This is a genomic window from Flavitalea sp. (assembly GCF_035489435.1).
GTDB lineage: Bacteria > Bacteroidota > Bacteroidia > Chitinophagales > Chitinophagaceae > DATHKG01.
Genome location: NZ_DATHKG010000104.1, coordinates 47,157 through 69,209, shown reverse-complemented (window position 1 = coordinate 69,209; position 22,053 = coordinate 47,157). Strand labels below are relative to the sequence as shown.

The window sequence follows — 22,053 nt, the reverse complement described above, 5'->3', positions numbered from 1 at the left end:
GACATTGAAATGGTTTGAGGATTAAATTTGTTATGATGAAAAAAGGTGTTGCAGGAATTGTCAGTATTGGAATCATGTTAATGAGCTGCGGGTCCGACTCGTCCGACAATCCCGAAGCAACAAGTAATATTGCAAATAAAGATAGTGCCGCTCTTTGTGCAACACCCCTGCCATCAAGGTTTGCAGCAACACCGGCTGCGACGACTTTTAACGGCGCCGATTCTGCTTCAAAAGAAGGGATGGTCTGGATCGGAGGTGGACAATTTACTATGGGGACATCTGACAAACAAGGCCGGCAGGACGAATACCCGCAGCACCCGGTGCAGGTAAACGGCTTCTGGATGGATGTTACCGAGGTAACGAATGCGCAGTTTGCTGCTTTTACAAAAGCAACCGGGTATATCACTACAGCTGAAAAAAAACCTGACTGGGAGGAGATAAAAAAACAAGTTCCACCAGGCACACCTAAACCAGCGGACAGTCTCCTGGTCCCTTCATCTCTCGTATTTGCCGCTTCAACTTCACCCATTCCCTTGCATGATGCTTCGCAATGGTGGCGGTGGACAACCGGCGCAAACTGGAAACATCCCCAGGGGCCGGCCAGCGATATAAAAGGCAAAGAAAATTACCCGGTTGTCCAGATATCCTGGGATGACGCAAATGCATATGCGAATTGGGCTGGCAAACGTTTACCCACAGAAGCTGAATGGGAATATGCAGCCCGTTCGGGAATGCAGGGAAAAGTGTACACCTGGGGTGATGAACCTGTTAACCAGGGAAAACAAAAAACAAATATCTGGCAGGGACGATTTCCGGATGATAATAAAGCACAGGATGGATTTACCGGTTCCGCACCTGTAAAATCGTTTATGCCTAACAGTTATGGCCTTTATGATATCGCCGGCAATGTCTGGGAATGGTGTTCAGACTGGTACGATGAAACTTATTATTCTTCATTTGCCGGAAAGGCTGCTGTTGACCCCAAAGGTCCTGCTTCCAGTAATGATTCGCAGGAACCTGGTGTGCCAAAAAGAGTAGTGCGTGGTGGTTCATTTCTCTGTCATGATTCGTATTGCGCGAGTTATCGCGTTTCTGCCAGGATGAAAACCTCACCTGATACCGGGCTCGAACACACGGGATTCCGTTGCGTCGCTAATAGGTGAAAACAGTTATGAGTTTTAGTGGTGAGTGGTGAATGGTGAGTGGTGAATGGTGAATGGTGAGTGTGTGAGTTAGATTGTTCGTCATTGTAGTAATTAGAATTCAATTATGTATTGAATAGAATTGAATAGAATAGAATTGAATAGTATGCGAAAATATATTGGGTTTACCTGGAGGAGGAATATTATTCTGGTGTTTTTATTCACCGTGGCTATTGTGGTGAATGCACAGAAGCCGGAGCAGAAGCCTTATCAAAAGCCGGTTTTAGCGAGCCGGGACTCCTGGTCCATGATCATGTTACCTGATCCGCAGGGCTATGTAAAGTTCAGTCGTAATCAACCGATATTTGAAATGATGACTGCGTGGGTAGAGGAAAATATCGATTCTCTCAATATCAAAGTAGCAGTTAGCACCGGGGACCTGGTTGAACAAAATGACCTGATGGTACCAGATGGCACGAACGGTAACCAGAATAGCCCTGCGCAATGGAAATCAGTTTCAAATGCTTTTTCAAGACTTGATGGCAAGATCCCTTACGTGGTTTCGGCCGGAAATCATGATTATGGTTATGTGAATGCAGGCGCAATTAGAAAGTCAAATCTCAATTCGTATTTCCCGGTAAATAAAAATTTTAAAAATCTCCAGGTATTACGCGATGTTGCACCTAATGCTGAAGGTGTGCCGACACTTGAAAATGCTGCATATGAGATCATCTCACCGAAAGGACGTCGCTTCCTCATTTTGTCTTTGGAATTTGCACCACGCGATACCATCCTGGGTTGGGCGAAGAAACTTATCTCAAAACCTGTTTACAAAGATTATACGGTTGTAGTTTTGACGCATTCATATCTCAATTCAAAAAATGAGAGACCGGAAAAAGAAAATTATAATGTTGTTGGAAATTTTGGAGAAGCAATCTGGAAAAAATTGGTAGCACCATCTACAAATATCCAGTTGGTTTTATCAGGACATATTTGCGCGCCTGATGATTTCAGGGCACATGTTGGTTTTCGCACCGATAAAAATGCGGGTGGAAAAACAGTAAATCAACTGGCATTTAATGCACAGGCGATGGGCGGGGGATGGTACGGCAACGGTGGTGATGGCTGGTTAAGAATTCTGGAATTTTTGCCAGATGATAAAACAGTGAAGGTGAAAACCTTTTCTCCTTTTTTCGCGATCTCGCCTACTACACAACAATTCGCATGGCAACATGATAGCTGGAATGAATTCACATTTGCATTTGACTAGTCATCATTCTTATCCTGGAAATATTTAACATGAACGATTTTAATGGACAGGTTGCAATAGTCACCGGAGCCGGGCAAGGAATTGGCTTTGAGATCTGCCGTCAGCTCGCAATACGTGGTGCATTGGTAGTATTGAATGATTACGATGCAGAACTTGCGAAAGCGGCTGCAGGCAAAATAAAAGATGAAGGCCGAAATTGTTTGCCGATGCCAGGCGATGCTTCCGATATTTCATTTTTGAAAGAACTGGTACAGTTTGCAATCAGGAATTATGGGCGATTGGATATAACTATCGCAAATGCAGGTATTACTTTATTCGGTGATTTTTTTAATTATAAGCCGGATGCTTTGCAAAGGGTAATGAACCTCAACCTGGCCGGCAGTTTCTTTCTTACCCAGGCTTCAGCAATAGAAATGAGAAGCCAGGGAACAGGTGGGAGTATCCTGTTGATGTCATCGGTTACAGGTCACCAGGCCCACAAAGACCTGGCCGCTTATGGTATGACCAAAGCAGCTCTTGAAATGCTGGCAAAAACGCTTGTGGTTGAACTATCGCCATATAAGATTTCTATAAATGCGATTGCCCCGGGAGCAACTAAAACAGAAAGAACCATTGAAGATAAAGACTATGAATCAACCTGGTCGCGCATCACACCTATGGGCAGACCAGCGGATGTGAATGATATCGCCGCGGCTGCACTTTTTCTTGTTTCCCGCTCAGCCAGGCATATAACCGGGCAAAGTCTTGTTGTAGATGGTGGGTGGACTTCTGTTAGCCCATCCCCGTATTGATTACGTTGAAGTCAATTTTTTCCTCCATGTTTTTCCAAATTTTTTAACCGTTCATATGAAATTATATATCACGTATGCATTAATTATTTTCACAGCTTGTACTACCAGCCGCATGTCAAATCAATTAAGTAATTACCCGGTATTTTTGAAAGAAGGGCATCGCGGGGCAAGGGGTTATGTTCCTGAAAACACTATCGAAGCAATGAAGAAAGGAATAGACCTTGGGGCAAATGTAATAGAGGTAGATGTCTACATCACAAAAGACGGCCAGGTTCTGATAGCGCATGATCCATATGTGAATCGATCGATTTCAACAATACCAGGGATAAATGAAATAAATGCGGATAGTGCAAAATCTTATACCTGGCACCAGATGAACTATGCAGAAATCCGCAAAATCGATGTTGGCATAAAAGGGAATCCGGCATTTCCCCGGCAGGTGAAACAAGCCGCCTACATGCCTTTGCTGGGAGAACTCATTGATTCAATCGAAGCTTATACCGTATCAGGCAAAAAACCGGTGATTTATAATATTGAAATTAAAGCCAACCCAAAATTTGATGGCATCTATCAGCCGGATGCAGCTACGATTGTAAGATCGGTAATGGAAGTAGTAAAGTCAAAAAATATCGGCGACAGGTTTTACCTGCAATCATTTGATAGAAGGCAGATCCAGGAATCGCATAAATCATATCCTTCAGTGGTTACGGCTTACCTGGTAGATTCAAAGACCATGTCGGTGGATGCTCATCTACAGGAACTTGGATATACCCCTGAGATTTATAGTCCACATTATAAGTTGGTGACTGCACAAACCGTCGCAGACTGCAAGAAACATAACATGAGACTCGTTCCCTGGACGGTAAATACCAAAAATGAAATTGATTCGTTGGTTTCGATGGGTGTAAACGGAATAATTACAGATTATCCGGACCTGGTTTCCGGACTAAAATGACTTCACAAACATTAAAATGACTTGATAGACACTAAAATGACTTAATAAATTTGCTCCAAAAATTTTAAAGGAAGTTTCTGATTGCGGTTTATATCGCCATTTCATACATAACCATCGAGATACATTCCAGTTCCTGGTGAAAAAGAATCACGATCAGTTTGATCTTGTTAGGAAGCACTCCGAAATGTTTCTTAAAACTGCTTGTAAAATGAGAAGTATACTTGTATCCGGTCGTTTTTGCAACATCTGAAATTTTCTTTCCGCCAGCCAGGATAAGTTCTCTTGCCTTCTCCATTTTTGCTCTTTGCGTGAAAGCATAAACAGTTGTTCCGAAAACTTTTTTGAAATGATCTTTCAGATAACACTCGTTCGTACCGACCATGTGTGCAAGTTGCACCAGCGAATGATGTGTTGAAAGATTCTCCAGGATAATTGCCCTTACGAGATACATTTTTTCAACTTCAGTAGATTTTAATGTGTAAGCTTCTCCTTTAGTTTTCATTTCATGAAATTGTTCCAACTGGTATGCGAGGAGTTCAAGCACCTTGGCTTCAATGAACAATCTCTTATGCGCTGATTCGCTCTGTTTACCTGAGAGGTGCTGAAGAATGAAAAGACATTGCTGGTTAATATTCATGTTGAGTTTAGCGAGCCAGCCTGCGCTGTTGGTATTTATCAGTTGGCGCATCTCTGATAATTCTCCATCATTTATAGGAACCAGTCTAATGAAATATTCTTCGCTCAATGTCACTATCACCAGGTGGGTTCGTTTGGCAATATGCCACTCAAACCTGATTTCTCCAGGTGGGGTGTATAGTAAATTATGATGCGATTTTTCCAGGGTGTTTTTTACGAAACCAGATTGATATCCGATAGTACCTTCTGCACAAAAGATTAACTGAAAAACTGGTTTAACCGTTTGCAAAAAGAGCTTGTGGGTTGATGTGATTTCAATATTTCCATCCCAGATATGAATGCCGGGCGCGCTAAACACAGTGTACTCCCCACGGTTCGAACCAACAAAAAAATCACCTTTTTTCTGACCAGATTTCTGATTTGAAATCGCTGTAAAATCATGAAAGAAGTTTGAAGTTTCTTTTTGTCGCTTTTCTGAAGTGACTATGTAATTCCCCGCCGTAGTAGTTTCTTTATTATTCATATATACGCTTGTTTACGGCTGCGCATTAGGTCCGGATCAGGCAGCCATATTAATGCCAACTATCCTTAAAGATGAGGATAATCCGGCATTTTTTAGCGTGATTGTCCATTTTTTCAAAAACAGATTTTAAGAGTTTCCATATAGGCGGGAATCCCTGAGTCCAGACCCATGAAATTATATTGCCGGACCACCTACCGGTCAGCGTTCACAAAACGTTTTGTGATATCTATCGTTTTGTCCAGGTCAGCTGTAGTCAGTGCATTGTTAAGAAACCAACTTTCAAAAGGCGATGGCGGTAAATAAATGCCATTTGTCAGCATGTAATGAAAATATCTTTTGAATTTTTCATTATTGGCGGCAGCAGCAGTTGCGAAATTTGATACCGGCACATCACTAAAGTGAACGCTTATCATGGAACCGAGACTGTTAATCACAAAAGGCTTGCCCGCAGCCGAGAAAACTTTGTCAAGTCCATGATGGAGGTAAGCAGTTTTGTCTGCCAGTTGCTGATATATTTCGGGTTTTGCATTTAGTTCGTTCAGCATTGTAAACCCGGCTATCATGGCTAGAGGATTACCACTGAGTGTTCCTGCCTGGTATACATTTCCTAAAGGGGAAATCTTTTGCATGATTTCTTTTTTTCCACCAAAGGCACCGACCGGCAAACCGCCACCAATCACTTTACCATAGGTAACCAGGTCAGCATCAACATGCAGGCTTTGCTGGGCACCGCCGGCAGATAATCGAAAACCTGTCATCACTTCGTCAAAGATAAAAACGATACTTTCCCGGTCGCAGATGCTTCGTAGTGATTGCAAAAAGCCATTTTCAGGAAGTATACAACCCATGTTTCCGGCTACGGGTTCTATGATGATAGCCGCGACCGCTCCGGGATTTTCAGCTATGAGTTTCTCGACAGCTTCTATATCATTATAGGCACAGGTGAGCGTGTCATTTGAAACACCTGCTGTTACACCGGGAACAGTCTGTATATTAAATGTTGCGAGACCACTGCCTGCTTTTACCAGGAAAGGATCAGCATGTCCATGATAACAACCTTCAAATTTGATGAATTTATTGCGACCCGTATAACCCCTGGCCAGGCGAATGGCACTCATGCACGCTTCGGTCCCACTATTCACCATCCTGATAAGGTCAACATTTGGTGCCATAGATTTGATCAGCTCGGCCATTTCCACTTCGAGTGAGGTGGGTGCACCAAAAGAGGTAGACAAAGTTGCTTTTTCTGCTATTGCTTTAACAACGGGTTCATAGGCATGACCCAGTATCATTGGACCCCAGCTCGCGATGTAATCTATATATTGGTTGCCATCTGCATCAAACAAATAGGCACCTTTAGCTCTTTCAATAAATATCGGGTTACCACCAACACTTTTAAATGCACGCACAGGAGAGTTAACTCCACCGGGGATCGACTGTTTTGCGCGTTCAAATAATGTGTTACTCTTCGTAGTATTCATAATATAGTTTAAAGGCAAACCGAAATCAAAAAGATCGCGATAAAAGTTTAACTGCGTCACGGGCAAAATAAGTAGCAATCAGATCTGCTCCCGCACGTTTAATGGATGTAAGGGTTTCGAGAATTGCCTTTTCTTCGTTTAACCATCCCAGTTGTGAAGCGGCTTTTATCATTGCATATTCACCACTCACCTGGTAAGCACTCACCGGAACTTCTACTGCGTCCTTAATTTCACGGATGATATCGAGATAAGCAAGTGCTGGTTTTATCATCACAATATCAGCACCCTCTTCCACATCCATTAATGTTTCCTTTATAGCTTCGCGGCGATTGGCAGTATCCATCTGGTAGGTTTTTTTGTCACCAAAGCCCGGGGCACTATCAAGGGCATCACGGAAAGGCCCATAAAAACAGGAAGCGTATTTCGCACTATATGCCATGATTCCTGTTTTGGTGAAACCACTTTCTTCCAATCCCTGGCGTATTGCCATAATACGGCCATCCATCATATCGCTCGGCGCCATAAAATCAGCCCCTGCTTCGGCATGGCTCAAACTCATTTTTACCAGTGCCTCAACGGTGGCATCATTTACAATTTCGCCGTTCTCAACTATACCATCATGGCCATAGGAGGAGTATGGGTCAAGTGCCACGTCGGTCATTACTATCATTTCCGGGACAGCGTCTTTGATCGCTTTTATACTGCGCTGCATCAGTCCGTTTTCGTTCCATGCTTCCTGCCCGGTGTTATCTTTCAAAGCGTCTTCACATTTTATGAAAAGCAACACGCTCCGGATACCAAGGTCAAACAGTTCCTTTACTTCCAGTATGATCAGGTCAAGTGACATCCTGTAATACCCGGGCATTGAATTGATTTCAACCCTGGTCGAGTTACCTTCATCAATAAACAATGGAGCTATAAAATCTGAAGGACGTAAAATGGTTTCTGCCACCATTGACCTGATTGCAGGTGATTGGCGCAGTATCCTGTTTCTTCTTATCAATTGCATTATTAATGTATTTAGATCCAGTCCCTTGGTTGCAAACAAACCTGGACGAGTTTGTCTTCAGGGCTACCGGGTTGTGGATGATAATTATATTCAAATCTCACGGTAGGAGGCAGGCTCATTAAAATGCTTTCAATTCTGCCATTGGTTTTAAGGCCGAACAAAGTTCCACGATCATGAACTAGATTAAATTCAACATATCTTCCCCTCCTGATTTCCTGCCATTTTTTATTTTCCTGGGTAAAAGGAGTGTTTTTTCTTTTCTGAACAATCGGAATGTAGGCAGTTAAAAAGTTCTCGGCGCAGGCTTTTCCGAAATCTACCCATAAGTTTACATCCATCTCCCCACCACGCTGATAATCGTAGAAGATGCCCCCAATACCCCGTCGTTCGCCGTCACGGTGCCAGTTCACAAAATAGTTATCACACTCTTTTTTGAACTTTGGATAAAATGTAGAATCAAAACGGTCGCAGGTATTTTTATGTGTTTGATGGAAATGAATTGCATCTTCATCAATAAGATAATATGGAGTCAGATCTGCTCCTCCACCAAACCATCTGTCGGTTAGTATGCCTTCGTTGTTGTACAACTCGAACATCCGGTAATTGCAGTGTATGGTCGGAACAAAAGGATTGAAAGGATGTATAACGATGCTGATGCCACAGGCGAACCATTTATCACCTTCAATCTTTAATTGACTGCGCATGGCAGGAGTAACATCACCGTAAACTACAGAAGTGTTAACACCGCCTTTTTCAAATATGTTCCCATTCGCAATCACCCTTGTTTTTCCCGAACCACCTTCTGCGCGTGACCATGCATCTTCTATAAATCTTTCCTTTCCATCTGCCAGTTCAAGCTGTGAACAAATCAGATCCTGCAGATCATGAATATTTTCAACCCAGGCATCTCTTAAGGAATGGTCAACAATCTGGATGGTATTCATAAAAGACATTTAGATATAAATCAGCGGCAGATTATTTCTGAATCACGATACCGCCCACTGGTAATTCTTTACGGTATCAACAAATGCTTTGGCGTGATCCACAGGCACATTTGGTAATATGCCATGACCAAGATTGGCAATATGTTTTCCTTTTCCAAAAGAGGCAAGCATGTTTTTTACTTCCTGTTCTATCACCGGTATTGGCGACAATAGTTTTGCAGGATCAAAATTACCTTGCAAAACAACGTTATTTCCGGCAAAGCTCCGGGCAATTGCAGGTTTAATACACCAATCTATTCCAAGACCATTTGCCCCCGTATCAGCCATTTCCTTTAGTGAATGCCAGGCACCTTTTGCAAACAGTATGAATGGAACTTTCTCTTTGAACGCCTCAACAATCTTACGCATATACCTGAGTGAAAAATTTTCAAAGTCCGCAGGACCAAGTAAGCCGCCCCAGCTATCGAACAATTGAAGGATATCAGCGCCGGCTTTCACCTGTCCATGAAGATAGGCAATGGTGGTTTGGGTGATCATATCAAGCAAAGCATGGGCGAGGTCGGGTTGGGTATAACAAAAAGCTTTGGCATGGTCGAAGGTTTTTGAACCTTTTCCTTCTACCATATAACAAAGAAGCGTCCAGGGTGAACCTGCAAAACCAATAAGAGGCACTCGTCCATCAAGCGCTTTTTTAGTCATGGCAAGTGCATCAAATACATATGCCAGTCTTTCATACACATCGGGAATTACGAGTTTTTCAAGATCCTTTTGTGTTTTTATTGTCTGGGGTAAATATGGGCCCTTGCCCTCTACCATTTGCACCTCGAGGCCCATTGCCTGTGGTACAACTAAAATGTCGGAGAATATAATTGCTGCATCTACGCCTACCTGGTCAATTGGCTGCAATGTTATTTCTGTAGCAAGTTCCGGACGTTGGCACCTTTCAAAAAAAGAATATTTATCCCTGAGCCTGATATAATCGGGAAGATATCTTCCTGCCTGCCGCATCATCCATACCGGTGTTCTATCAACCTGTTCGCCACGAAGTACTTTCAGAACCAAATCATTTTTGATCATTTCCATTTCTTATTTGTCTTATACTAAATCAAATAGATCTATTAGATCTATGATGTACATCAGGCCAGGTTATTTGAGGCCATCAGTTTTGTAATAATTTCCTTGCCGCCATTGGCGAGAATTTCTATACCAGCTTCCACACCAAGACCGGAAGCTTTTGTAGCCGCCATTGATTTTTCGATGCTCACCTTATTCAAACCATCCACAGATAAAATATTGCCTCTGAACTTTGCCTCACCTTCAACTATTTCACAGAGACCGGCGATGGGAGTTGAACAACCACCCATCAGCTGCCGAAGAAAATCTCTTTCAATCTTTGTGCAGATAGCTGTTTCGGGATCATTAAATAATGCACAGGCCGAACTCACATACTCGTCATCCGGCCGGCATACAACCATTATTGCGCCTTGTGCGGGTGCGGGTAACATCCAGTCAAGTTCAATTGAATTTTCAGGCCGGATATTTATCCTGTCAACCCCGGCTGCAGCGAATATCGCTCCGTTCCATTCGCTTTCTTTCACTTTGGCGAGCCGGGTATTTATGTTGCCCCTGAGGTTAACGAGGGTATGGTTAGGATAATAATTCAACCACTGCGCGCGGCGCCGGATACTACTTGTCGCAATCACCGCTGTTGAATAACGGTCATCCATAAACGAAGAATCATCCCTGACTACAAGCAGATCTTTCCATGAAGCCCTCTGAAGTACAGCTGCCTGCTGAATGCCTGTTGGCAATTGAGTCGGAACATCCTTCATTGAATGGACCGCGATATCAATCCTGTTATTTAATAATGCGATATCAAGCGTTCTTGTAAAAATTCCCTGGACACCCATTTCGTACAATGGAGTCTGCAAGTCAATATCACCTTCACTTTTTACGAAAACCAGTTCTGATTGATAACCATTTTCCGCAAGTAAGGCAGCAACCTGATTAGCCTGCCAGGTAGCTAATTCGCTTTGCCTGGTGCCGATTCTGATGGATCTGTTCATTACCTTAATTTTTGGCGCGCGAAATAAAATCGTGCACAGCTTCAATGTACTGGCAGCCATGAAGATCCTGGCTACGCATCTTGAGTGCCATGGTGTTTATTACCTGCTGAATTTTTTCGTCAGAATGAATAATGGGCGAAGTTAAGCTATGAAGCGAAGAATAGGTTGTATATAGTCTGCAGGAAGGAAGTGTTTCAAGCCTTAGTTTTACAGCTCGAAGCATGGGCACCCGGCGACGCATCTGGTACCATTCAAGAAATTCACCGATATGTTTATCAATGATTGCCCTTGCCTTGGGCATCTCAGCTTTCCTCTTCATCAGCGTTTCATCTTTTAAACGTGACAGTTCATCCACATTGATAAGGGTTATACCTGGAAGCTGAGAGACAGTTGTTTCAACATTATAAGGAATAGAAAGATCAATGATCAGTTTGGAACCTGTTGCTGCGAGGTGAGAATAAAGCAAAGTAGGAGTTTGAGAATTGGTCGCCACAAGAATGATTGTGGCTTCTTTTACCAACACCGGCAGATCGGCGAGTTTACCCGATTTGAGCCCAAGGTCAATTGCCAGGTCCGAGGCCGTGGCATCTGTCCTGTTTACAAGGGTAATATTTGTAGTATTAAGATAATCAATTATGTTTTTGCAGGTGTTACGCCCGATTTTACCGGTTCCGATCAGCAGGATATTCTGACTGGCGATATCCTTAACATTGTCCCTGATATACTGAACGGCTGCGAAAGAAACCGAAACGGTACCGCTACTGAGCTGCGTTTGATTCTTTATAGTTTTGGAAGATTGTAAAACGGTATTTACAACGCGGTCCAGGAAATTACCGACAAACTGGTGCTCGCGGGCAAATTTTACCGCCTGCTTAATCTGGCCGACTACTTCATAATCACCAAGAATCTGTGAATCAAGCCCCGCGCTGACTTCAAAAAGATGCTGAATAGCTTCAGTTCCGGTTTTAATATAGGCAAGAGAACTAAATGTATCAATGTCGCCTACAGTCTGGGAGCAAAGTAGCTGTATAAGTTCCCGGGCGGTTTCTCCGAACCCATAAATTTCAGTTCTGTTGCAGGTAGACAGGATAAATAATTCATTTATTCCATAAAAAGGAGCAAGATCCAGGATAGAAGCATATTGTTCTTTGCCAATAGCAAACTGGCCCCTGATGGAAGCATCAGTCTTTTTATAGTTAATTCCCGCTACATGAAACTTAAAAATCTCTCTGGTCGTATTTCCGTTCATCAAAGTACTGCTGTTCAGATTGCAAAAATACTCCCTGGCCAGCTGAATCTGCATTTTCCAAGTCATTGTAATGTCATATTATTACCCGCTGAGGCAAACAAAAAGAAAGCACAGGCGTTTATTCAAGCGCAAATGTAATTTCGCGCAATAATTGAAAATGATGACCAGAAGGGGTATTATGCTGATGAACCTCGGATCGCCAGAATCCACGGAGGTAAAAGATGTACAGGATTATTTAAATGAATTTTTGATGGACCCAAGGGTTATTGACTATCCCTGGATATTCAGAAAAATATTAATAGAATGGATCATTACTCCGAAGAGGGCGCCGAAATCTGCTGAAGCGTATAAGTCGGTCTGGCTCCCTGAGGGTTCACCGCTGATAGTTTTATCACAACAACTGAGGGATGCCCTTCAGCTTGTAGTTGAAGAACCCGTTGAATTATCGATGCGCTACGGAAAGCCCCATCCTGCCACGGCATTTGAGAACCTGATGAAACATAATCCTGGGCTTGATGAGGTTATTGCTTTGCCCCTCTATCCCCATTACGCCATGTCATCCTACGAAACAGCCGTGGAATATGCAAAGGAAGTACATCAAAAAAACAAATATCCATTCAAACTAACTTTCATAAAGCCATTTTACAACGACGCTGATTATATAAATGCAATGGCAGAAAATATCCGGCCTTTTCTTGAAAACGAATATGACCAGATCCTCTTTAGTTATCATAGTATACCCCGGCGTCATATTACAAAAGGTGATATTACGGGGTCACATTGTCTCAAGACCCCAAATTGCTGTGAAGTGGCTTCGCCGGCGCACAAACAGTGTTACAGGCACCAGTGTTTTGAAACTACCAGGCTAATTGTTAAAGAGCTTGGAATACCTGAAGATAAATATGGAATATCTTTTCAGTCCCGGTTGGGAAGGGAGGAATGGCTCAAGCCCTATACCGCGCTCCGTCTCGCTGAATTACCTGCAACCGGAGTAAAAAAACTTTTAGTGGTCTGTCCTTCCTTTGTAAGTGACTGTCTTGAAACACTGGAAGAAATGGCTTTCGAGGGCAAAGAAATATTTCTTCATGCGGGAGGAGAAAGTTTTCAGCTGATTCCATGTCTTAATACACATCCACTACTCATCCAGACAATCGCAGGGTGGATGAAAAAATCTATCGCCGGAAGTAAAGAAATGGTCCTTGCATAAGTTCCAGGTTTCAATTAATAAAAACACAGATTGTTTATCTTGCCCACCGCATGTACGAATACGTAAAAGCCCTGCATATAATATTTATAGTAACCTGGTTCAGCGGTATGTTTTATATCGTCAGGCTTTTCATCTACAATACAGAAGCTGCAGAAAAACCCGAGCCGGAAAAAAGTATTTTAAACAGCCAGTTTTCGATCATGATAAAGCGGCTCTGGTTCGGTATCACCTGGCCCTCTGCAGTGTTGACCCTGATATTCGGTTCCTGGATGTTATACTTATTTGGATCTGTACCTGCATGGCTGGGTATCAAGATTGCGTTTGTCGCCGGCCTGTATCTTTATCACCTTTCCTTGCATAATATTTATCGTCAACAGATGAAGGGAGTATACAAATATTCCAGTACTCATCTTCGGCTGTGGAACGAAGTAGCCACAATATTTCTTATTGCAATTGTAATGCTTGTTGAAGTTAAACAGGCAATGAGTTTGTGGTGGGGGCTTGGTGGCCTGGTAGCATTTGCGCTTCTGTTGATGAGCGCGGTGCGTATATACAAGCTTGTCAGAGCCAAGAAGGAAGGCTGAATGATTGCCTTACCCTAATCTCTTGCATCGTTGATTTCCAACCAAAATCCATCCGGATCCTGGAAATAAATTTGTTTAACGCCATCCACGCGCTTAGTGATCTTTCCGCTTTCACCCGCCCAGTTCATAAACGGAACCTTCATTTTGTTTAACCTTTCGGCAAATTCATCAACCGACGGCACCGTGAAACAGAGATGGGTGTTTTTATCATGGCTGGTAATTTCTTTTGCAGATTCAATAATATGGAGATGACTTTTTGGGCCAATATTGAACCAGGTGTGTTTATTATCATGGAAGGGTTCAGGGATAGTGTCCAGCTGAACAACATCAATATAAAATGCTGTGCTTTTTTTAAGGTTTACTACTGAGAGCGCAATATGATTTAGTGCAGCTTTTTTTGACTGTGCAGTAGCAATTGTTGAGAATCCTGAGAACAATATGGTGGCAAATAATGCAATTTTATGAATCCCTTTCATGCCATCAAGATACAAAGGTTATAATAATACTCAAACTTTTAGTGCCAGGTGATCCGAAAAATCAATAGTTAACATGTGGAGAATACTCCACAATATGCCATCTTTGACTGATCGAAAAATCCGGAATAAACCGGCAAATTTGATTTCAAACTTATGAAATGGCCCGATACTACCCGATTTCACCAGCTATGTGTGTAGTGTACATGATAAAACGTCTTAATTTAATAATTTTTATTGCAACTGGGTGGTTGGAGCAACTTTTGTTTAATGTAATATCAAATCAAACTACGAAACTGTTCTCATCCGGGATACAAATTAGTCGATCGTAAGCATGGAGCCGCAAAAAAAGAAAAACTGGGTTAAGATCATTCTTAAGTGGGTGGGAATCGTGATAGGAAGCATCCTCCTGCTGCTGGTTATTTTGTGGTTTGTACTCCAGACAAGGTGGGCCCAGAATATCGTGAGAAAGGAGATTGTAAATTATCTTGAAAAGAAACTTGACACTAAAGTAAGCATTGCGCGACTGTCCATCAATTATCTGTACCATCTCGAATTAGATGGTGTTTATGTCGAGGATCGCTCCAAAGAGCCGCTGGTATATATCGGTAAGCTGGAAGCAGGATACAGATTGCTTGATCTGCTGGATAACACTTTGACAATCTCCAGTCTGGAAGTAGACAGTCTTCGTTTAAATATACATAATTCAGAGACCGACAGTTTATTCAATTATGATTTCATCAGCAAGGCATTTGCATCGGGTGATACTACCAAAACGGCGGATACACTGTCATCAGGCACTGCAATGAAATTCAATCTTGGGGATGTTGAATTATCCAGGGCGAATCTTCATTATAATGATGCCTATAACGGCCAGAACTTTACTATAACTTTCACCAATATAGATATTGGCATCGACAGGTTTAACCTTGATTCGATGGATTTCAGACTTGATCATCTTTATACACAGAATCTTGCTGCAGGTATCCGGTTCAAACCTACTTCCCGTTTAACGGCTAAAGATACTACTACTACTACTACTACTTCTACTACTACTTCTTCTTCAGGTCCCATGCCTTTGATCCGTGCAGACAGCATCCTGCTTACGGGTACCAGGATAATATATATAGATGATAACAGTGCAATAGATCTCAACACTGTTGCTGCGAAGCTCGGAATTTCTGACCTGAGGCTTAATCTCAATACAAACAACGCAAGTATACACAACCTCAGCCTGGCAGATCATTCCACCATATTTGCCACAAACTCAAAGCGGCCGGATAAGGAAGAGGTGGCCGAGATAAAAGATTCAATTGAAGCTGATCCCTTTAAATTCAGTGTTGAAAATCTTTCCCTTGAAAATAATACAGTGCAATATGACGATGTTGCGAAGCCAATAGTTCGTGGACCCCAGATGGATTTTTCTCATCTGAAACTAAATAACCTGAATACTTCCATTAAACAACTCATATCTGATGGGAGAGGATATAAGGCTGAGATTGAATCTTTGACATTTAATGAAAAAAGTGGCTTCCGGCTAAAGCAATTACATACTAACGCAGTTTATGATGAGCAGTTGGTGAAACTGGAAAAAACTGTTATACAAACAAATCGCAATCTCATTAATGGCTCAATGGAAGCGACTTTTGCATCCATTGAGGAGGCCAGCAAAAATCCCGGATCAGTTTCTATAAAAGCCGTTTTCACAAACACCAATCTTGTATTAAATGACTTGTTATATTTTCAACCTGACCTGGCAGCAAACAAATATGTTCAGCCTTTGCTAAACAAAACCATTGAGCTGAATACAAAAGTAAATGGGAAAGTTAATAGCCTGAACATTCCACAACTAATAATCCGACAGGGTTCTACAGCATTAAATGCTTCGGCGAAAGTGACTGGTTTGCCGGATGCCAAAAAAATGAAGATCGATCTGCGGCTAAATAATTTTAGTGGCACCCGTGAGGGACTGCTAAGTTTGTTACCAACGGATTTAATTCCATCATCTGTTCATATTCCCGAAACTTTCAATATCAGTGGTACCTATGACGGAACACCTGATGATATGAGCGCCGATATAAAGGTTGTAACCAGCAGCGGGGATGTTTCAGTTGTGGGTAAGATAAAAAATGCATCAGATAGTATCAGGGCCGTATATGATGCTCATATTACTTCTAACAATCTTCAGCTTAATAAATTTCTCAGTGATACCAGTTTGGGCCTCGTATCAGTAGATTTCAAAGTTAAGGGTAAGGGCTATGCCGTAAAAACTGCAGATCTAAGTCTTGATGGTTCAGTTAATAAACTGCAGGCAAAAGGTTATACTTATAATAATATAAAAGTAAAGGGGACTCTGGCCAATAATAAGGTGGTTGCTAATTTAAATTCACCGGACTCAAATCTGTTAGCAGATCTAGATGTCAGTTACAATATGGATGAGGTCCATCCGGAGCTGAAGGTTAATTCAAATGATATGAGGGTTAACCTGCAGAAGCTTGGTTTTTCAAAAGAACACCTGATCGTAAAGGCCAAACTCAATGTCGATCTTGTTAATGCAGATCCGGATAAGCTTGATGGAAATGTTTTTATTACCGGTTTGCAGATTGCTCATAAAGATAAAGTGTATCCACTCGACTCATTAAAAGTGATTGCTGGCAGAGTAGGGGATAGTTCAGATATAAGCATAGAGACACCAATGCTTTTCGCGAATATGCGGGGTTTATATAAAGTGTCAACCCTTGCTCAGTCTGTTCAGGCGGTTATGGCTCATTACATGAGTGACAGTACATTTTCTGACACCAGTGTTCCCGCTAATCAGTTTCGGCTTACAGGTACAATAATAAATCATCCGATTATAAGATCGTTTGTGCCGGATATGCGAAGATTTACTCCCTTGAATTTTGCTGTTAATATGAATTCGGCAAACTACCTGTTGCAGGTAGTGGCTAATATGAAAACATTGCGCTATGGTGATTTCATAGTAGACTCCTTCAATCTTGGGGCAAATTCTCAAAATGATAGCCTGGTATATGGTATTAGCGTTAAACAGGTTACTCATCCAACTACCCCTTTATACAAAACAACGATATATGGAGGGTTACGGGGTGGTAAGATTGGCTGGAACATAAACCTCCACGACAAACAGGATAAAGACAAGTATTTTGTCGGTGGCACGTATAATACAATAAGGGGTGTTTCAGAACTGCGGTTATTGCCGGAGCTCCTGATTAATAAGCAGACCTGGACGACAAATGAAAATAACCTGGTTCAGTTAGACAGTAATGGAATTAAAACTGCAAACCTGGCCCTTATGCGGGGAGACCGGGGTTTAAAAATCAATGGAACGGGTGCTGGTGGTGGATTTCCGATCAACCTTCAGTTTATGAATTTTTCGATTGCCACCATCGCGTCGATGATCCAGAGTGACACGCTAGTGGCAGATGGATTAATAAACGGCAGCATTGCCCTAAAACAATCTTCTCCATTTTCATTTGTGGCAGATCTTTCAATAGACAGTATTGAAGCTTTCAGTCAACGAATAGGCACGCTGAAGTTAGATGCAAGTAATAGCTCTCCTGAAGTTTTTAATGTGAATGCAGCTTTAACAGGAGACAGTGTTAATTTGACTGTAAAGGGCGACTATACAACCACTGGCGAGAATAACCTGAACTTCGATCTTAATATTCCTGAGTTTTCACTTACAGCAGCGCAGCCATTTGTGAAAGACATGATCACGAATTTGTCAGGATTGGCAAGTGGCAATCTAACATTACGCGGCAGTGCCGCGAAACCGCAGGTTCGCGGTTCTCTGTCTGTAAAACAAGCCTCGCTTATTTATGCTGAGTATGGCACAGCATTACGTATTCCTGATGAAACAATTGTATTTGATGATCAGGGTATTCTGCTTGATAAGTTTACCATTACAGACTCAATGGGTCATGAGGCCATAATAGATGGCAGGGTATTCACAACCGATTACCAGGATTACCGATTTGATTTGAGTTTGAATGCAAGGGAGTTCAGGGCAATAGATAACCGTTTAAAACCTGACCAGACCATTTTTGGACCTGCCTCCATCAATGCCCGGCTAACTATTAAAGGGGATATGAATTTGCCTGTTATAGAGGGACGGGTAAGAGTGATTGATAATTCTTCTGTCACCTTTGTGCTGCCTTCAGAGGATCCACAAGTTGAGAGTCGGCGTGGAATCATCCAGTTTGTTGACTTATCTAACCCCGTCGATTCATCATTAATAGCAAATACAAATCCAAAAGACACATTAGCGGAAGATGTAATTAAGGGATTGTCCTTAAGTATCAGTGCAGAAATCACACCCGAGTCTTCGTTGACCATTGTGCTTGATGAAGATAACGGCGATAGTTTAAGAGTCAACGGAGCAGCCACTATCAATATGACAATTGATCCCAGTGGTAAAACAAGTATGACAGGCAGATATACTGTTAGTGAAGGCGCTTATATTCTATCATTGAACCAGTTTATCAAAAGAAAATTTGATATCGTAAAGGATGGAACAATAACCTGGACCGGTGATCCCACTTCAGCTACTATTGATCTTTCGGCCGTATATACGGTAAACACTACGGCAGAACCGTTGTTGAATGCCACATCGAGTGTACCAGAAGGTGCACTCAGACAGAAATTGCCTTTCCTGGTTTATCTGAACCTTGAAGGTGAAATGCTGCAACCAAAGATCTCTTTTAAACTTGATATGCCTGAACGGGAAAGAAATGTGTTTGACGGCGTGGTCTATAACCGGCTTAAATTAATTAACAACGATGAGTCGGAACTGAATAAACAGGTAATGGGCTTACTGGTACTTAATAATTTTATTGGTAATAATCCATTCAGCAGCCTTTCATCCAGTACGAGCGCGGAGACAATAGCTATGGGTGCTGCAGGTAAAATCCTTGCTCAACAACTAAATAATCTCGCGGGAGATCTTATTAAAGGAGTTGATGTCAATTTCGATTTTGAACAAAGGGAAGATTATACAAGCGGTAGCCAGCAAAATTCCACCAGGATGAATGTTGGTGTGTCAAAAAATTTATTCAATGACCGCACAACGGTAACGGTGGGAACCGGCATACCGGTTGAAGGCTCCTCGAACAGCTCCTCAGGACTGACAGGAAACGTGACTATAGATTATAAAATAACACGTGACGGCAGGTACCGGCTAAAAATATACCGTCGTAACGATAATCAAAGCATTATAGATGGTGAGGTAGTGGAAACCGGCGTTGGTTTTATACTTGTGATGGACTACAATGAGTTCAAGGAAATATTACAGAAAAGCAGGCGTGACCGGAGATACCGAAATCAAGTTGGGAGGCCGCCTTCACAAAACACGAAATGAATAGAAAATATCAACTGATACTTGTTGTGCTCACGGGTTTGATATTGTGTTCCTGCAATAACTTAAAGAAATTGCCGGCCGGAGAGAGATTGTACACCGGTGCAGAAGTTGTGTTTGATGATACAATCAAAAACAAGAAAGAAATCAGGAATGAATTAAAGGAACTCCTTCGACCGGTTCCAAACTCGAAGTTTCTTGGCATGCGGATCAGGCTGAGTCTTTATAACCTGGGTAAACCAACAAAAAAGAAAGGACTTAATCACCTGTTACGTAATAAATGGGGCGAAGCCCCTGTTTTGTGGAGCCGCGTAAAGCCCGAAAACAATTCTACTATTCTCAACAATTATATGTGGAACCATGGTTTTTTCAAATCCATTACCGAGGCAGAGCCTTTATTGAAAGAAAAAACTGCCAGCGTAAAATATCACGTCCGCGCAGGCATCAGGTATAAGATAGATACTGTCGGATTCCCCACAGACAGTACTGCGTTAGGTATGCTCATTCGTGCGCAACAAAAGAAAACTTTATTAAAAACCGGAAATTTTTTCAATCTTGATGATATTAAAGACGAAAGGACAAGGATTGACCAGGAACTTAAAAATTACGGATACTTTTATTTCAATCCTGATTACCTGCTAGTCCAGGTCGATAGCACACTTAAAGGAAATGTAAACCTTTTTGTAAAAGTTAAGGAGCGTAGCCCGAAATCCGCATTAGTGCCTTATGATATCAAGAACATATACATTTATGCAAACTACCGTACTACTGTTGATACATTGTTGCTTTGGAAAGACCTCGTTAATTTTCCCAACTATAAACTAATAGATACTCAAAAGCTGTTTAAACCTAAATTGTTTGAAAAAATTGTTACCCTTCACCAGGATAGTATTTATTCAAGGGCTGCACATAATGTTTCACTGAAAAGGCTTGTCGATTTAGGGACTTTTAAATACATCAGGGCCACATTTGAGAAATTGCGTGACTCAACGTCGTTACTGAACGCATCTTTTTATCTCACACCAACAGAAAAACGATCGTTACAGTTCCAGCTTTCGGGAACCTCAAAATCAAACAACTTCGTAGGATCACAGATCCAGATAAACATGAAAAACCGCAACTTTATGAAGGGTGCGGAGTTACTGGATATTGCTCTAGCAGGTGGATTCGAGAAACAGGTGGGCGGTGAACAATATTCGACCAATGGTACCTCGCTGACCGGGGATATTAATTTATATGTTCCAAGGTTTATAGTTCCATTCCGGATAATAAATCCTCACACAGAGTTTGTGCCCCGGACAAAGTTTAGCGCGGGTTTTGAATTTTTGAATAGAAAGGATCTTTACCGACTTGATGCGATACGTGGTGGACTCGGTTATGTCTGGCGGCAGACTGATAAGATCGAACATGACTTCGCCCTGGCTAGTATAAGCTATATTCAGCCTTCGAATATCACTCCAAAGTTTGATTCCATACTTCAGCAAGACTTTAGCCTGCAGCAGGCGTTTGAAAAGCAGTTTATCATTGGCAGCAATTATACATTTACATACAATGAGTCGACAACAACTCAAAAATGGAACGCAACAAATATCAGGTTTAATGTAGATGTAGCTGGTAATACCCTTGGTTTGATTACCGGGTCGTTTAAGCAATCAGCCAGTCAGAAAACACTGTTTGGTATACCCTTCGCCCAATACCTGCGTTTTAGTACCGAGGCAAGTAATTACTGGAAACTTAATAACCATGGCGTGACCTGGGCAAACCGTATTTCCCTGGGCTATGGATATGCTTATGGCAACTCGCAACAGATGCCATATGTAAAGCAGTTTTTTATTGGTGGAAGTAATAGTATCCGTGCGTTCAGGGCAAGAACACTGGGCCCGGGCAGTTATTATTCTGAACAGAGCCAGACCTATGCCAGTGAAGCTGGTGAAATTAAAGCGGAAGTAAATACCGAGATCAGGGCAAAACTATTTAGTATAGTCAACGGTGCAGCTTTTGTTGACGCCGGTAACATCTGGCTTCGTAAAGAAAACCCCCAGAAACCAGGAAGTGGTTTAGCAGGATTTTATAAAGACTTTGCGGTTGGGACCGGGGTGGGTTTGAGATTTGATGCATCCATTATCATTGTCAGATTTGACCTGGCTTTCCCTTTACGTAAACCCTGGTTACCCGAAAAGGAAAGATGGGTTATTGATGAGATAGCATTCGGTAAAAGTGATTGGAGACGTGACAATCTTATCCTTAACATAGCTATTGGTTATCCCTTCTAATATTGCAATTTCGGAACGAAATTATTCCCGCAGATATTTCATCCAGTCTTTTCAATGAAGTTTATCCAATGAGATCTTT

General features: G+C 42.0%; 16 protein-coding genes. 8 read left to right on the top strand and 8 right to left on the bottom strand.

The window, feature by feature from the left end; translation table 11 throughout:
* The first annotated feature begins 32 nt into the window (after positions 1–32).
* From VK664_RS17355 to VK664_RS17340, 4 genes are all read left to right on the top strand, one after another.
* Complete coding sequence (locus tag VK664_RS17355) at positions 33–1,163, top strand: formylglycine-generating enzyme family protein (RefSeq protein ID WP_461399957.1); 1,131 nt, start codon at positions 33–35, stop codon at positions 1,161–1,163.
* Between the two features lie 145 nt (positions 1,164–1,308).
* Positions 1,309–2,412: a metallophosphoesterase gene (locus tag VK664_RS17350; RefSeq protein ID WP_461399956.1), complete on the top strand. Its 1,104-nt coding sequence runs from the start codon at positions 1,309–1,311 to the stop codon at positions 2,410–2,412.
* 29 nt (positions 2,413–2,441) lie between these two features.
* Positions 2,442–3,203, top strand: coding sequence for an SDR family NAD(P)-dependent oxidoreductase (locus VK664_RS17345; protein ID WP_461399955.1), 762 nt, complete (start codon positions 2,442–2,444; stop codon positions 3,201–3,203).
* 55 nt (positions 3,204–3,258) lie between these two features.
* A complete protein-coding gene (locus VK664_RS17340) occupies positions 3,259–4,158 on the top strand; it encodes a glycerophosphodiester phosphodiesterase family protein (RefSeq protein ID WP_461399954.1) in 900 nt (299 codons plus the stop codon).
* Between the two features lie 88 nt (positions 4,159–4,246).
* Here the strand turns inward: VK664_RS17340 and VK664_RS17335 are convergent, their stop codons facing one another.
* The 7 genes from VK664_RS17335 to hemA form a co-directional block, all read right to left on the bottom strand.
* The gene (locus tag VK664_RS17335) at positions 4,247–5,317 is read right to left on the bottom strand and encodes a helix-turn-helix domain-containing protein (protein WP_461399953.1); all 1,071 of its coding nucleotides are present in this window, start codon (positions 5,315–5,317) and stop codon (positions 4,247–4,249) included.
* Positions 5,318–5,508: 191 nt separating this feature from the next.
* Entirely contained in the window at positions 5,509–6,798 is a 1,290-nt protein-coding gene (gene hemL / locus VK664_RS17330) for a glutamate-1-semialdehyde 2,1-aminomutase (RefSeq protein WP_461399952.1), read from the bottom strand.
* A 25-nt stretch (positions 6,799–6,823) separates the two neighbouring features.
* A complete protein-coding gene (hemB, locus tag VK664_RS17325; protein WP_461399951.1) occupies positions 6,824–7,807 on the bottom strand; it encodes a porphobilinogen synthase in 984 nt (327 codons plus the stop codon).
* An 11-nt stretch (positions 7,808–7,818) separates the two neighbouring features.
* A complete protein-coding gene (hemF, locus tag VK664_RS17320) occupies positions 7,819–8,751 on the bottom strand; it encodes an oxygen-dependent coproporphyrinogen oxidase (protein WP_461399950.1) in 933 nt (310 codons plus the stop codon).
* 42 nt (positions 8,752–8,793) lie between these two features.
* A complete protein-coding gene (hemE, locus tag VK664_RS17315) occupies positions 8,794–9,828 on the bottom strand; it encodes a uroporphyrinogen decarboxylase (protein WP_461399949.1) in 1,035 nt (344 codons plus the stop codon).
* 59 nt (positions 9,829–9,887) lie between these two features.
* Positions 9,888–10,817, bottom strand: a complete 930-nt coding sequence (gene hemC / locus VK664_RS17310) for a hydroxymethylbilane synthase (protein ID WP_461399948.1) — start codon at positions 10,815–10,817, stop codon at positions 9,888–9,890.
* 4 nt (positions 10,818–10,821) lie between these two features.
* Entirely contained in the window at positions 10,822–12,132 is a 1,311-nt protein-coding gene (gene hemA, locus VK664_RS17305; RefSeq protein WP_461399947.1) for a glutamyl-tRNA reductase, read from the bottom strand.
* 91 nt (positions 12,133–12,223) lie between these two features.
* On the opposite strand from hemA, the gene hemH reads away from it, so the two are divergent.
* Positions 12,224–13,273, top strand: a complete 1,050-nt coding sequence (gene hemH, locus VK664_RS17300; RefSeq protein WP_461399946.1) for a ferrochelatase — start codon at positions 12,224–12,226, stop codon at positions 13,271–13,273.
* Positions 13,274–13,323: 50 nt separating this feature from the next.
* Complete coding sequence (locus VK664_RS17295; protein WP_461399945.1) at positions 13,324–13,857, top strand: CopD family protein; 534 nt, start codon at positions 13,324–13,326, stop codon at positions 13,855–13,857.
* 14 nt (positions 13,858–13,871) lie between these two features.
* Here VK664_RS17295 and VK664_RS17290 read toward each other — a convergent pair whose 3' ends face one another.
* Positions 13,872–14,333 carry a VOC family protein gene (locus tag VK664_RS17290; protein ID WP_461399944.1) on the bottom strand — a complete coding sequence of 154 codons (462 nt, stop codon included), beginning with the start codon at positions 14,331–14,333 and terminating at the stop codon, positions 13,872–13,874.
* A gap of 331 nt (positions 14,334–14,664) precedes the next feature.
* Between VK664_RS17290 and VK664_RS17285 the strand changes: the two genes are divergently transcribed.
* Together VK664_RS17285 and tamL are read left to right on the top strand one after the other, a co-directional pair.
* Positions 14,665–19,704 carry a translocation/assembly module TamB domain-containing protein gene (locus VK664_RS17285; protein WP_461399943.1) on the top strand — a complete coding sequence of 1,680 codons (5,040 nt, stop codon included), beginning with the start codon at positions 14,665–14,667 and terminating at the stop codon, positions 19,702–19,704.
* Positions 19,701–21,974 (top strand): translocation and assembly module lipoprotein TamL, encoded by a 2,274-nt coding sequence (gene tamL / locus VK664_RS17280; RefSeq protein ID WP_461399942.1) that lies wholly within the window; start codon positions 19,701–19,703, stop codon positions 21,972–21,974. The genes VK664_RS17285 and tamL overlap by 4 nt, the downstream gene beginning before the upstream one ends.
* Positions 21,975–22,053: the final 79 nt, after the last annotated feature.

Excerpts from the sequence above, each read along its gene's own strand:
- VK664_RS17335 (WP_461399953.1), bottom strand. The coding sequence starts at position 5,317 with ATGAATAATAAAGAAACTACTACGGCGGGGAATTACATAGTCACTTCA.
- hemH (WP_461399946.1), top strand. The coding sequence starts at position 12,224 with ATGATGACCAGAAGGGGTATTATGCTGATGAACCTCGGATCGCCAGAA.
- VK664_RS17340 (WP_461399954.1), top strand. The coding sequence starts at position 3,259 with ATGAAATTATATATCACGTATGCATTAATTATTTTCACAGCTTGTACT.
- hemA (WP_461399947.1), bottom strand. The coding sequence starts at position 12,132 with ATGACTTGGAAAATGCAGATTCAGCTGGCCAGGGAGTATTTTTGCAAT.
- VK664_RS17285 (WP_461399943.1), top strand. The coding sequence starts at position 14,665 with ATGGAGCCGCAAAAAAAGAAAAACTGGGTTAAGATCATTCTTAAGTGG.
- hemC (WP_461399948.1), bottom strand. The coding sequence starts at position 10,817 with ATGAACAGATCCATCAGAATCGGCACCAGGCAAAGCGAATTAGCTACC.
- VK664_RS17295 (WP_461399945.1), top strand. The coding sequence starts at position 13,324 with ATGTACGAATACGTAAAAGCCCTGCATATAATATTTATAGTAACCTGG.
- hemL (WP_461399952.1), bottom strand. The coding sequence starts at position 6,798 with ATGAATACTACGAAGAGTAACACATTATTTGAACGCGCAAAACAGTCG.
- hemB (WP_461399951.1), bottom strand. The coding sequence starts at position 7,807 with ATGCAATTGATAAGAAGAAACAGGATACTGCGCCAATCACCTGCAATC.
- VK664_RS17350 (WP_461399956.1), top strand. The coding sequence starts at position 1,309 with ATGCGAAAATATATTGGGTTTACCTGGAGGAGGAATATTATTCTGGTG.
- VK664_RS17345 (WP_461399955.1), top strand. The coding sequence starts at position 2,442 with ATGAACGATTTTAATGGACAGGTTGCAATAGTCACCGGAGCCGGGCAA.
- hemE (WP_461399949.1), bottom strand. The coding sequence starts at position 9,828 with ATGATCAAAAATGATTTGGTTCTGAAAGTACTTCGTGGCGAACAGGTT.
- VK664_RS17355 (WP_461399957.1), top strand. The coding sequence starts at position 33 with ATGATGAAAAAAGGTGTTGCAGGAATTGTCAGTATTGGAATCATGTTA.
- VK664_RS17290 (WP_461399944.1), bottom strand. The coding sequence starts at position 14,333 with ATGAAAGGGATTCATAAAATTGCATTATTTGCCACCATATTGTTCTCA.
- hemF (WP_461399950.1), bottom strand. The coding sequence starts at position 8,751 with ATGAATACCATCCAGATTGTTGACCATTCCTTAAGAGATGCCTGGGTT.
- tamL (WP_461399942.1), top strand. The coding sequence starts at position 19,701 with ATGAATAGAAAATATCAACTGATACTTGTTGTGCTCACGGGTTTGATA.